This window comes from Pseudomonas sp. GW822-FHT03F08 (assembly GCF_058801265.1).
In genome coordinates, this window is sequence record NZ_JBXANC010000001.1 from 495,183 (window position 1) to 507,589 (window position 12,407).

Here is a 12,407-nt window from a genome sequence, read left to right on the forward strand (position 1 = left end):
GGCGATCCTCAGGCCAGATCGCGCAGCGCGGCGTCGAGGGTCGGATAGCGGAACGTGTAGCCCGCCTCGCTCAAACGCTGCGGCACCACACGCTGACCGTCGAAGAACAGCTGAGCCATTTCCCCGGCCAACGCACGCACTGGCGCTGCTGGAATGTGGAACCACACCGGGCGCTTGAGGACCTTGCCAACGTTCTCGGCGAACGCTGCCTGACTGACCGTTTCAGGCGCGACCATGTTGTAGGTGCCGCGCAAATTTTCATCGTGGAAGGATCGAGCGATTACCTGAATCACATCGTCGCGGTGCACCCAACTCATGATCTGCTGACCATCGCCCATGCGCCCGCCGAAACCCAGGCGAAACGGAATCAGCAATGGCAGCAGCGCACCGCCCGGACCAAACACCACGCCGAGGCGCAACACGACCTGACGCACGCCAAACTGCGTGGCGGGTTGCGCCGAGGCTTCCCAACGCGCACAGAGCTCGGCCATGAAACCGTCGCCCCTACTGGCCTGTTCATCGAGGCTTTCACTGGCATCACGCACGCCGTAGAAACCGATGGCCGAGGCCTGAATCCACAGCGCCGGTTTGTGCCTGGCGTTTTTCAGCCAGGTCATCAACGCTTCAGTGGTGTTGACCCGACTGGCGATCAGTTGCGCCTGGCGCTCGGGACTCCAGCGCGGTCCCGCGACCGGTGCGCCGGCGAGGTTGATCACCACGTCGAAGGGTTCGTCGCAGCCGAGTTCGCTCAACGACCGCACACAGCGAACGCGACCATCGAACAGGGTCGCCGCTTTCAACGGATCCCGAGCCAACACGCTGACCGTGTGGCCGGCGTCGAGTAACTGATTGACCACGGCTTCACCGATAAACCCGGTGCCACCGGTGATCAGTACCCGCTTGTAGGCGCCGCCGGCAAACGGGTTGGATTTGCTCACGGCCCTTTCTGGCGGAGACTTCCGACGATCATGACGCAACAACCAGATCAGCGGCGGCAACAGCACCAGCAGCGCAAAACCGTCGAGCCACAGATGCGACCAGACTTGCTGTTGCGCCGAAAGCCACATGTCCTGCGGCGCCCATAACAGCACGCCCGCCATCAACCATCCCCAAATTGCGGGAGCTCTAAGACGGTTGCCGAGATGCACCAACGCGAGCATGTACAACGAATAACTTTGCAGCGTCGCGCCGAACAGTGCGAGCCACCACACCTGCTGCTCGTGGCCGGCGGCGGGAACCGCATCGGCGCCCCAGAAGGCGAGTTCGAGGGTGTGCAAATAGCCGTCGAGTAATCCGGAATGACCGGCCCAGGTCAGCGTGAGACCGGCTAGCACATGTACGATTGCCGCGGCATACAGCCAAAGCACCATCGCGGAGCGAAGAGAGAAAGAGGGGGCTGGCATTCCGTGTCCTGAGCGTATTCCTTGAGGGCGGGGAGTTTAAAGGAAAACCGTCCGGCTTCGGGGGCAGTCAGAGGCAATAACTGGGTTTGATTTCAGTGGTGGAATTTTTCTTCAGATGTTCCAGACCGAAGTTCGCCCCTTCGTAACCCTGGGCGAGAGCCAATTGAAAGCAGGCCATGGCTCGGGAGGGGTCTTTGGTACCCCACTCGCCGCTCGCAAAGGTCGATCCCAACTTGCTGATCGCGACGGCATTACCCATTTTCACAGCGCCGATCAGCGCTTGCTCTGCGAGCGCGGGATTTTTGCAGGGCCCGTCGAAGGTAAGCTCGTTGCCGTCACAGTAAAACTCGGAAAGCCCCATCGCACCGTTGGGCAACGTAGTGGCTGCTGCTTTGAATAACGACTCCAGCGTGTCCGTCGGCACCTGCGGCGCCATACCCGAGAGACTCAGAATGGCAGCTTTGTAACTGGCGAGTGGGTCTCCAGAGCGTGCTGCGCACAACAGGTTTTCCAACGTGGCTTCAAACAACTCGACCGTGAGCGGTTGATCTTCCGGAGCCCCCAATGCTTCGAACGCCTCGGCACGTTGGTAACAGAAATTCTCTTCCTTGCTCAGCTTGGGCTTGCTCGCAACGACCAGATCTTTATCACTGATCGACCAGTCTTCAACGCCTTCAAGCACCCAACAGGCCTGCCGCGAAAAGTTGAATACTTTGACGTGGCTCCAACCTGCGCGCTTATCCACAACGATGGAATGGCTATCGTCGAGCTCTTGTATCTTGACTCCCAGAATCTTGCGGGAGGGGATGGGTGCCATTAACGGATAGCCCAACTCGGCACCTTTCACACCCGTAACGATCGGTTCGAAATGACCGGCTTCGGCTGTCGGTTTCAACGCGAGCGATTTGACCGTCATCGCCGTAAACCTGCGTTGTGATTGGCTATCGGCAGAAAATGCTGCAAGGAACGGCATGAAGTCGTCAGATGGGCACGCAACGCTTTTATTGGATGACTGCTCAGGTTGTCCAGGCGCGATCTCGTCCAGATACGCCGAGCGCTCGCGGCTCATTCTGGCGATGCATGAGTTGACCGCGAACACATGCGCCGGCATCCCCGTCTCGATCTCGAATGCCTCCAAAGGGCAGTTCGCATCGCGCAATTTCAACCACGCACGTTGCGACTCTTTAACCTTCGCCGCGTAATCCGCGCCCAATGCCGGATCTGCTCGATAGTCAGACTCAAGCCGCGCCATCAATTGCTTGTAGCTGACGTTCAACTGCGTATCGGCAGCCTTCTTCGCTGCCTCCGAGCAGGGCACCATTTCCAGGCTTGAGGTGACTTGGCTGCAGTCATCCTGCGCGTACACCGCTGAAACAGGCAGCAACAGGGCCAGCAGGGTAAAAACAAAACGTTTCACTGTGTTCTTCCTTGAGTCATTCAGGCTTTGCGTTTGGCGAACCGGGTGACGCATTGCTTGGCTATGTTCATTTCCCAATAGGTGCTGAGCAACGCTTTACGCTTTTTGTCGACGCGCAAATTAACGAAACCATCGCCACAGTCCGGCTGCAATTCTTCGAACGTGCCGGTTTTGGCTTGGTAAATGAACACCCGGTAGTAGTCGTAAGTGCCCATTCCGTCATCAAGCTGCCAGATCGCGAAATCCTTTACTCCGTCAAAATTGAAATCATCGACCTGCACATGGAGTTCGTTTTCAGCTTGAAAATCGATTGTCCGCGACTCGTTATTCGTTTCGCCTTTAACCGCGACGTTCAGCGTGGAGCCTTCGAGAACCAGTGTTGCTTCGACGCCTTTGGTTGGGCTGAACGTAGTGGTTTCGGCTAACACCGGCATCGCCCACAGCAGGCCGAGCAGTGATACTGCTAGAGTTTTTGATCTCATGTGTTCGCCCTACTCCCACTTGCATCCGGACTCCAAAGAGGAGTCGACGCTAGTGTTATTTCCGAAATAGTAAACCTTGCCGTTGGACTTCTTCGTGTACGTCATCGAGACGATCTGTGTCCCTTGAGTCACGAACTCGTAGGTTCCCGCGACCTTGCCGTTGATGACTTCAGACCACGTTGTGGCGCTCTGCCAAGGGGCGTCGGCGCCGAGCATTTCGTTCTGGGTGTCCGTCAACACAATGGAAATTGGCTCGCTGGACTTGGCGTACTTGACGAAGCCGCCAGACCATTTGCTGGAGGCATCGTAAAAGGTACGGAACTCAAACTTTACCGGGCTGGATTCAGAGAGTTCGAAGCAAAAGGATTCGCTGGTGACTGCGCTGTGGGCTACCAGCGGGAAGAGGCTGGATAGAAGAAAAAGTACTTTTTTCACGTTCATTTCCTTATGAGAGATCGGGGGCACGGGCCTATTCCGATCCCGCTACACACTGACCGTCCCGAAGATTAGGAGCCAGTGCACGATTTCCAAACTGGTACCAACGCGCAAGCGACTGACTTTCGCAATAAGCGTTTTTTTCGGCATCGTAGTAAAACGCGACCTTGTGGTTGACCATCGCACCCAGGTTGGGGACAAACAACTCGACGGCGAACACGACATCGGGTAAAGCAGTTTTTCTGTCCGACATCAGCGTGGGTGGCCCCAGAAACTTACAAGGCACGCCGTCAAAAGGCAGATCCAACCGGCCGTCTTGATACCTGTAAATCGCGCAAATACCATTCGGATCTTCAATCACCACGGCAGCTATCGTTCCACCGCTCCAGTTCACCACGCCATCTGCAATGGCGCGAAAACTCTCGGCAGGCATTTGGTCTTCCTTTGTGAGTGCAGCGACCATCGCGGTGGGCATTGTATGGCTTGTACTGACACCGGCTGGCGCTGCGTTTGCGGACAACGCCCACGTCAACGCCAGGAACAACAGGGGAACGACTTTCACTCTGAATCTCCGATGGCATGGCTGACCGATATGCAATGCACGACCCTTACTGCGCCGTACATTCAGGTTCTGCGAGATGTTCACCATCAACGCGGAATCTGCATAATTCGGTAGTTTCATTCACTCCAACCAGCGACATCAGCTTGAAGGTCAACTGCAATTCGGTGTCGGAAAACGTGGCCTTATCCAATGAGACGTCGGTGAAGCCGTTGTTAAAGTTCTTCCCTTCAATGTCGCAGAACTCCATCGAGTCGCTCGCTGCTCCTTGTCCCCCAGGCTTGAGAATCTGAATATTGACGCAGGGGCTATCGAACGTTTGGTAATAACGGACCAGTTTTCCGGAAACGTAAGCGACATCGGCTTTGTATATATCGACGACCGGCCCTCGTGCGTTGCCTGCAAATGCACAACATGAAAAACACAAAACTGAAAACAGCGACAATCCTTTCAAGACTCACCCACTCCATAAACCTGTTGATCAAATGCTTTAGTTCACTGTTTGCTCTTGTCCGGAGCCATAGCCAATTGACGGGCTCGCTCTATCGTCGCGCGAATCAAGCAGGAGTTCGACCACTCCCCGAAAACCGATTTAGACGATTTCGGCTCAGGCAGACACTCCGCATCGCGAAATTTCATCCAGGCCCTTTGGGTTTCTCTCAGACCTTTCTGTGCATTTTCGTCCAACCGTTCCATGCGCTCCCGGTAAACGAGGTTGAGCAGTGCATCCGTATCCGTCACAACCAGATCAAGCGCTCCACTCGACGCAGTTGGCCACACAACGTCCGCCAACGCCTGCTTGGTTTCGTTGTTCCAATTGTAGAAACCGTTCTCTTCAATCTTCAGCCAGGCAGAGCGCCTATGATGATTGGTCGGATCGGTCGCACTGACTTCAGACTGGTAAACAATCTCCAGATAGATCGGGTCGGTTGAGCGCTGAGGATCATTCAGCAGCGTTTGGCGAACGATGGCCCGTTGTTTTTTGCTCTCGGTGATTTCAATCGAAAAGCATGGGTCCGGGCCGGGGCGATCGGCTGACTTAACCCTCTCCAGACACTCTTTACGAAGGGCCATCGAGGTATCACCCGGCCCCCCTCCTACGTCGAGAACCCTGACGAGCAGTCGTATTTCTGGATCTTTGGAAAAATCCGCCTGAAGCACGGTCGCAATCATAGTTCCTTCTGCTTTCACAACCGAAGACAGCAAAGAAAAAGCCACAACAAGAATAAATCTAAAATTCATAATCCTTTGATATCCGAAAAAAACACAACAGAAAACTAGAACTTGCTTGAATCTAAATACATTGAACAAATCTATTTAAACGCCGTACCTAAGTCAAAGCCACTGAGCGCAACACCACAAATAAATCTGTCACCTTTTCTCACTAAACCATACCGCAATACATAAATAAGGACAGAGCAATAAACCGAACCAAATCATTCGACCTAGTAAAGCTGAACAAAAATGGGACGAAGCTATAGCAACGATCGGGACAGATTTATTCCCCCCCAAGCCAAGTCCAAGACCGCCGAGTAAAAAAACAAATCTTCCCATTAATACAACAGATAAATTTGCCTTCTTTGATTATTTGCTATTTAACATTACATTCCGCCTCACTAAGCACCTCACCTTCAACTTTAAAACTGCATACTTCAACAACATCTGCACCTTCAGTCAGAGGCATAAGTTTCATGATGAGCGAAAGACCTTCCTTTGAAAACTCCCCACGCTCCAAAATAACTTCAGAAAAGTCATCATTAAAACTTTTCCCTGAGATACTGCAGAATTTTTTTGAATTACTGGCTCCCCCCCCTCCACCAGGTATCAAAATCTGAACCATAATGCAGGGGCTAGCAAAAGTCTGATAATAGCGTACCAACTTACCAGCGACCATGGCCGTATCCGCTTTATATACGTCCGTTGTGACCTTTTTTTCCTCTGTAGCAAATACACAACAGGAGAAAGCTAAGCCAATCAATAGCGCAATATTTTTCAATTTCAACCTCATAGATAGTTTTTTCGTGCAGAGAATCTGGCAGCAGGAACACCAGGCCAATTATTTTCAAGGGACATAACCGTCTTCAACTCAGCTTTATTATTTTCAACAAACGGTCGCTGAACAATTATCCTTGATGAAGGCTTATAATCGCCACGATAAGTCAAGTCCACGATCATATCTTGGATCTTTGTATCAACAGCATCCCAGTTCAGCGGACCATAGTGACCGACGTTGAAAGACTGCTCAGAAATCGTTATGACATAATTTTTCATGATTTCATATACAGAAACAAACAATTTATATTGCTGTTTACGCGTGATGAATGTCTTCCGAATTTCAGGACTGGCGTTATTAAGATATTCCCGTGCAGCAGTACCGCTTAGACCTTTTGCTCCAACCAACCAACTCAACAATGGCTCTGGGATACCTACTGCAGTTAGATCACTCATTGGATCTGATTTTTTACCAAGATCATATCCTCTTCCGATCGTAATACCGGATGCTCCGCCAGGCCAATGTGCTTTTCGACTGAAATACATATGCAAAGAATTCGACGAATCCTCTATATCATTACCTTCCACATCAAAAGTCAGTTGTCCCCTCTCAACTTTTAGCCACTTCAGATCATTATCATCCTCCATCGCGAGAAAATTTGAAACGAAACCTATAGGGTGGAAATGGTAAATCAATCCCGTACCCGCTGGGGTTTTATCAGCCAACTTATCCCAGAAGATGAATGAATCTATTCTTTCCTTTTCATGCTTCAGTAACTTTTCAGAATCTTCTAGGAGAGTGTCCAATCTCTTCCACTTCTCTGATTTTGTATCATCCTTCCACTCCGTAGGATGGTGTGCTACTAACTTTGTCCAATGCTGCCGTGTCTCCGTACTTTTCAATGCTTCAGCAAGCTCAGATGGATCTACCTCTCCGTCGTGGTTTTTGTCTATTTTTTTCAAAAGATTTTTAAAAAAGTCAGGCATATCATTGGGATCAAGAAAGCCGTCAGCAGCGGAATTGCTCTCCTCAACCAGCTGAAACCCCATTTTAGTCCAATCGTGTGGAGTGATAAATTTTGCGTCAGATTTTTTCACCAACCCAGAAATCGGTTGATCTTCATCACTCACGGAAATCTCATACCAATCCTCATTGCCTTCCTTTATAACCGGCACCTTGCCTAGATCAATAGCGTGCTCTTCTTTTAAAGGATCACTCGTTCCAGTAGCAGGAGATTTTTTCTTAAGCCGTGCACCTTTCGGCAAATGTAAATACTGACGACCGACTTTTAATGCAGCGATATTATCTAGAAAGTCTTTTATTTCAGCCTGAGCTGTAAACAGTTCAACATGAACTTGAAATTTACTATCCGTAAGACCACTTTCATTTAATAAATTTTCAGCCTTACCTAAATAACCAATCGGATCACCGGCCTTGATGCCGATACTAGTCGTGACAACTTCAAAATTTGTAGGAGTGAGCGACTCCCATTGCGTGTACTGACTATCCTTCTCGCTTTCGATAATCGCCCAAAAATTACTTGGTACAGCCCCATTATCATTCCAAATACTGGCATCCACTGGGGTGCAGGGCGCCATACGCCTTAGTTTATTTCCGACCACTAAATTCACTACATCTTTGCTATCGAACTCAATGATACTGCCTACTGTGATTTCTCGATTGCTTGCAATGCGTGCACCTGCAGGTTGCCCGTTCGCAGGGTTCGTCGGCGCATCGAACATAGCTAAACGCTGAGTGGTTTTAGCTTTTACCTTGCCTTGCCAATATTTCGGTTTGGCGCGCTCGGGTAGCACATCTGCTACCCAAATAGCATTGTGACTAGAGTTTTGATATGGTTCATTATTTTTTAAGTACGCAAACCATACCTCTTGCCCTGCTTCGCGAACTTTTGTTGATCCATGCTTTACACTACCGGAGAGTATTTTCCCCTTAGCGTAGGTAATATTTTCAACTGAGCGCTTTTCCAAAACCTCAAGCTTTGTGTGCTTCGCTAACTTTCCTGGATATGGAAAATTATTCGTATCGGGAAAGTCATCATACGCCTTAAAATCATTTACAGTCATCGTCACTATCGGATTTGGCTTTTCATTGTCCGCTAGAGGATAGTGCTTATAAGGCAAAAGATGCATATATAAGCTATAGAAAACCAGCTCGTTTTGCTTTCCTTTGTTTGGCCCATCTTCAGGATTTGGCGCAGATTTGTATTCATGTCGCACGAGACAGAAGGAGCTGGAATAATCCAGTTTTTTAGCCGTTTCTCCTGTGCCGAATGTCGATTTTTGATAGTCCTCGTTAAGGCGATAGGCCACGACTTCACCATCAGCCATACAACGAATCGGTTCGTTCAAAATACATTGGGGTGCGCCCGCATCGCTGATGTGAATTCCACCGTGCCAGAACTTGTTACTTCCCAACAAATAATGCCCGGATGTTTCATTCTCAAGCAACTTGTATACTTCTTCCGCATCAGAAAACTGTTTACCGTCTGCTTTTCGAAATGGATATTGAAAGTTTATTAGCGGCACTGTTGTAGATGGAGCAGGTGCAGGTGCAGGTGCAGGGTTTGTACCTGTTCGAAAACTTTCCTTTGCTCTTAAGAATTTTGTAGCTTTCGGCCAATAGTGGCTGGGTGGTTTGGGGCCAAATATTGTTATCGCTGGCCCTGTACTATTTTGAGCACCGAATATATGCCCAACTTCTGTAGCAGGGTTGTAGTCCTCTATAATCCCTGTATGAAAAATCGGATCACCTGGTTTGTTAGGAGTGGCATTGATCCATAAGGCGATATCACCTCGCTTTACGTTCTGTGGCTCAATCATTGTGTAGTAACTGGAGGTATCCATGTTACGGGTGTCTTCATATGGAATATTATATCCAGCGCCTGTCAGCAGCAGATTTACCATATGAGAACAGTCAATTTTTTTCTTACCGGCGGCGTTCGTTTGAAAACCATCACCGCCCATTTTGTAAACGTAGTCGCCACCGGTGTAGTTACTTTTTAAATCAAGTGGTTCAGTCATTTCTGCTTCCTGCAAATTAGTAGCAATAGCTGCTGGCTTCAGCTGATTGCGCTTTCAATCGATTAAAATTTTTCAGGGCAGTTTCATTACCTTTATCCGCTGCCAAGCGATAGCACGCTAGTGCTCTTGATAAATCCCGAGTTACTAGCCCTCCCGTTTCGAAGGAGTAACCTAAATAGTTCATTGCATCCCTCGATCCCATTGAGGCAGAACGAATAAGTTCTTTTTCGGCCTCATCGGGGTGTTGGCACGCACCTTCAGCAGATGGGTTGTTTCCGTAACAATAAAATGTCGATAGAGAAGCGGCGCCATCCGCCAGGGTTGTTGCCGCAGCCTTGAAAAGCGACTCAACCTTGCCTGTTTCCAACTGCGGTGCCATGCCAGAGAGACTCAAACTCGCAGCATCCAAACTCGCCTGAGGATCCCCCGAAGCAGCGGCGCAAACATAGTTTTCCAACGCTGCCTCGAAAAACTCTCCTGTCAGATAATACTTTTCCAGTCCACCTAGACCCTCGAAATTCCGCGCGCGTTGATAGCAGATGCTCTCTGCCGTACTCATGGTCGGAGAACCCGATATAACAAGGTCTTTCTCGCTAATCGACCAATCCTCAACGCCCTCCAGAACCCAGCACGCCTGGCGAGAAAAGTTAAAGATCTTGATGTTGCTGTTACCTGCACGCTTATCAACAACGTTGAAATGACTGTCGTCAACCGCTTCGACTTCGACACCTTCTGTCTTGCCTGTGGCTACGGGTGCCATCAGTGGAAAGGCCAATGTCGAGCTGTTGACTCCCGTCGTTTGCGGTTCAAAAACCCCGTGCTCACCAACCGGTTTCAATACCAGCGACTTCACCGTCATCGCAGTCAACCGTTGCTGAGTTTCAGCATTCGCAGAGTACGCCGGCAGGAACTGGGAAAAGTCCTCAGACGGACACTCGTCCGCGTAAGCGCTGCCATGAAACAGGCTCAGCAGCGAGGCGGTGAAAGCAGCTACCGCGAAGCCATTCCTCTTCTTCAAAAAACCATTCATGTCGATCACTCAGAAAACACAAAAAAAGCCTTCGGCTTAACCTTCTCAGGCGGCGCATTCAACAACGCCTGATCCATCAAACTCCCCGCCTTATCCTTATCCGCCGCCCCCGGCAGCACCGGCGGTTTAATCCCGATCCCGGTCCCCGAGCCAGCCGAACCGCCAGCATTAATCTTCACCACCGGCCCAACCACGGTCACACCACCGCCATCGAGCTTGATGAAACTGCCGCCGCCGAGAATCGTCAGCTCAGTCCCCGCCTCAATGACAATCTTGTCCCCAGCCTTGATGTGAATCTCTTTCCCTGCACTGGTCAGTTGCGCAGTCCCGAGCTTCACATGCTGGCTCTCGCCAATAGTCAGGTGGTCGTCCATCCGCGCTTCGATCTTGCGGTCGCTGATGGTGGTGCGGTGTTCTTCGGCCTTGAGTTCGGTGTAGGTGTTCTTCACCACGGTGTCGTGGCGTTCATTGCCGACGCGAATCTTTTGGTCGTGTTCGACGTTTTCATCCCAGTCGCGCTGGGCGTGGATGAAGATTTGTTCGGCGCCTTTTTTGTCTTCGATGCGCAGTTCGTTGTAGCCACCGCCGCCCGGGGAGCTGAGGGTTTTGAAGACGCTGCGGGTTTTGTTCGCCGGGAGGGCGTAGGGCACCGGGTTTTCCTTGTGGTACAGGCAACCGGTGACGAGGGGCTGGTCGGGGTCGCCTTCGAGGAAGGTGACGAGGACTTCCATGCCGATGCGCGGGATGGAGATGGCGCCGTAGCGGTCGCCGGCCCAGGAGCTGGAAACGCGCAGCCAGCAGCTGGTTTTGTCGTCGGCCAGGCCTTCGCGGTCCCAGTGGAATTGCACTTTGATGCGGCCGTATTGGTCGCAGTGGATTTCTTCGCCTTTGGGGCCGGTGACCATGGCGGTCTGGCTGCCGAGCACGCGGGGTTTCGGGTGTTCGAGGGCCGGGCGGTAGAACACGTCCCATGGAGTGGCGAGGAAGGTGTTGCGGTAGCCCTGGTGGAAGTCGTCCTTGTTGTCGGTGGTGTCGCTGGTGACCGACTCTTCGAGGACTTGCGGCTGTTTGCCTTCGTGGAAGATTTCGGTGAGCAGCCACAGGTCGTTCCACTCGCTGCGCGGGTGGTCGGACATTTCCATGAAGTGGCCGCTGACGAGTCTGGTCTGATCGCCGCGACCTTCGGCCTGACGATAGTCGGCGCGGTGGCGTTCGAGGGCGCGCTGGCTGAGGAACTTGCCGCGCGCGCGGTCGATGAAGCGGCCGGGGTAGTCGTAGTCTTCCAGATCCGGTTCGGTGCTCTCGCCATCAGGTTTGTAGGCAGCTTCCATTTGCAGGCGCGGTTTTTCGAAATCGTAGTCGCGGCGGGTGGTGCGGCTGGTGCGGGTTTCCAGGCGCAGCCGGAAGCCTTTGATCACCGGCTCTTCGGCGACCATGCCGCTGCCCTGTACGTACGCAGTGGGCTGGCCGAGATTCGGGAACACGGTCTGGTCATCGCCAAACACCAGCAGGTGACCTTTCGGGTTGTGCTGGAAGTGGTAGTGAATGCCTTCTTCTTCGCACAGGCGCTGGACGAAGTGCAGATCGGTTTCGTCGTACTGCACGCAGTAGTCGCGATCCGGGCATGGCTGGCTCAGCTGGAAACTGTAGGCGTTGCCCTTGATGCCGTGCTCGTCGAGGATCAGCGCGATGATTTTCGGCGCCGACATCTGCTGGTAAATGCGCTGGTTGGTGCGGTGATGCAGGTATTGCAGCTGCGGCACCAGCGAGACCTTGTAGCGGGTCAGGCGCTTGCCGGCATCGCCCTGGGCGACGCGGTAGATCTGGCCATGGATGCCGGAGCCCTGTGGATCGAGTGCCAGGAACGCCTGTTTGTGCAGGAGCTTTTCCAGGTCCAGATCCGGGTTTTCGCTGACCAGTTCCAGGTCGAAACGGAACGGCTGGCTGATGCCTTCGGTGCCGGTGAACGACAGGACTTGCAGGTCGCCCACGTAGTCTTCAACGGTAAGGCTGAAGTGCGTTTCGTTAGCTGGGTTGAACATAGTGT

At 51.9% G+C, this 12,407-nt stretch carries 11 protein-coding genes; all 11 read right to left on the reverse strand.

The genetic code is table 11. The features are described from left to right. Positions 1 to 8 precede the first annotated feature (8 nt). Positions 9 to 1,403, reverse strand: coding sequence for a TIGR01777 family oxidoreductase (locus tag AC1RME_RS02355; protein ID WP_096817247.1), 1,395 nt, complete (start codon positions 1,401 to 1,403; stop codon positions 9 to 11). Positions 1,404 to 1,470: 67 nt separating this feature from the next. Continuing rightward, on the reverse strand, positions 1,471 to 2,820 hold the full coding sequence (locus AC1RME_RS02360) for a lysozyme inhibitor LprI family protein (protein WP_493090372.1): 1,350 nt from the start codon (positions 2,818 to 2,820) through the stop codon (positions 1,471 to 1,473). A gap of 20 nt (positions 2,821 to 2,840) precedes the next feature. Next, positions 2,841 to 3,302, reverse strand: a complete 462-nt coding sequence (locus tag AC1RME_RS02365; protein WP_096817244.1) for an XAC2610-related protein — start codon at positions 3,300 to 3,302, stop codon at positions 2,841 to 2,843. Between the two features lie 9 nt (positions 3,303 to 3,311). Further along, a complete protein-coding gene (locus AC1RME_RS02370; RefSeq protein WP_255261896.1) occupies positions 3,312 to 3,743 on the reverse strand; it encodes a hypothetical protein in 432 nt (143 codons plus the stop codon). 28 nt (positions 3,744 to 3,771) lie between these two features. Beyond that, positions 3,772 to 4,170, reverse strand: a complete 399-nt coding sequence (locus AC1RME_RS02375) for a hypothetical protein (RefSeq protein WP_493090374.1) — start codon at positions 4,168 to 4,170, stop codon at positions 3,772 to 3,774. Positions 4,171 to 4,345: 175 nt separating this feature from the next. After that, positions 4,346 to 4,750: a hypothetical protein gene (locus AC1RME_RS02380; RefSeq protein ID WP_493090376.1), complete on the reverse strand. Its 405-nt coding sequence runs from the start codon at positions 4,748 to 4,750 to the stop codon at positions 4,346 to 4,348. Positions 4,751 to 4,791: 41 nt separating this feature from the next. Next, on the reverse strand, positions 4,792 to 5,538 hold the full coding sequence (locus AC1RME_RS02385) for a lysozyme inhibitor LprI family protein (protein ID WP_493090378.1): 747 nt from the start codon (positions 5,536 to 5,538) through the stop codon (positions 4,792 to 4,794). Positions 5,539 to 5,887: 349 nt separating this feature from the next. After that, positions 5,888 to 6,292: a hypothetical protein gene (locus AC1RME_RS02390; protein WP_493090380.1), complete on the reverse strand. Its 405-nt coding sequence runs from the start codon at positions 6,290 to 6,292 to the stop codon at positions 5,888 to 5,890. A gap of 8 nt (positions 6,293 to 6,300) precedes the next feature. Beyond that, positions 6,301 to 9,330, reverse strand: a complete 3,030-nt coding sequence (locus AC1RME_RS02395; protein ID WP_493090382.1) for a DUF8812 domain-containing protein — start codon at positions 9,328 to 9,330, stop codon at positions 6,301 to 6,303. Between the two features lie 16 nt (positions 9,331 to 9,346). Continuing rightward, complete coding sequence (locus tag AC1RME_RS02400) at positions 9,347 to 10,360, reverse strand: tetratricopeptide repeat protein (protein WP_493090384.1); 1,014 nt, start codon at positions 10,358 to 10,360, stop codon at positions 9,347 to 9,349. A gap of 5 nt (positions 10,361 to 10,365) precedes the next feature. Then, the gene (locus AC1RME_RS02405; protein WP_493090386.1) at positions 10,366 to 12,402 is read right to left on the reverse strand and encodes a type VI secretion system Vgr family protein; all 2,037 of its coding nucleotides are present in this window, start codon (positions 12,400 to 12,402) and stop codon (positions 10,366 to 10,368) included. Positions 12,403 to 12,407 lie beyond the last annotated feature (5 nt).